1 protein-coding gene is annotated in these 746 nt (G+C 56.6%); it reads right to left on the reverse strand.

What is annotated here, in order from left to right; translation table 11 throughout:
* Positions 1–80: 80 nt before the first annotated feature.
* On the reverse strand, positions 81–746 hold a 666-nt coding region (locus NW819_RS06580; RefSeq protein WP_414413263.1), incomplete at its 5' end, for a toprim domain-containing protein.

Consider the following 746-nt stretch of genomic DNA (forward strand, 5'->3'; position numbering starts at 1 on the left):
CAGCGGTGCGGAGCACTTTCCCCCTGCCGTGGGCCCCGAAGAGGCGGGACAGAGTTCTCTCCACCCAATATCGAGAGTCGCTAAATATCGAGAGCCGCCAGATCCAAATGGGCACTGTGGGCCTCAATAAACTCCCGTCGGGGACCAACAGCATCTCCCATCAAGATGGTGAAAATGCGATCCGCCTCCACCGCATCTTCGATGGTGATTTGTTTGAGGGTGCGCGTTGCCGGGTTCATGGTGGTCTCCCAAAGTTGATCGGGCATCATTTCCCCCAGACCCTTGAACCGTTGGATGGTGTACTTGGTGTTGGCAGGCAGCCCCCGCAGGATCTGGTCTTTCTCGGCGTCGCTGTAGCAGTAGCGAACATTGTTGCGACCCCACTCGATTTTGTAGAGCGGCGGACAGGCGATATAGACATAGCCCTGTTCCAGAAGCGCCTTTTGATAGCGGTAGAAAAAGGTCAGCAACAGGGTGCGAATGTGGCTGCCGTCCACGTCAGCATCGGTCATGAGGATGATGCGGTGGTAGCGCAGTTGGCTGGGATCAAATTCATCCCCTTTCACCCCCAAACCCAGCGCTGTGATCATGGCCTGAATTTCGGCGTTTTTGTAGATCTTGGCGGGATCCGCCTTTTCAATGTTGAGGATCTTGCCGCGCAAGGGCAACACCGCCTGAAACTGCCGATCCCGACCTTGTTTGGCGCTGCCGCCTGCAGAGTCGCCCTCCACCAAATACACCTCAGA

The sequence above is a fragment of the Synechococcus sp. R8-2 genome (assembly GCF_047461715.1).
GTDB lineage: Bacteria > Cyanobacteriota > Cyanobacteriia > Thermostichales > Thermostichaceae > Thermostichus.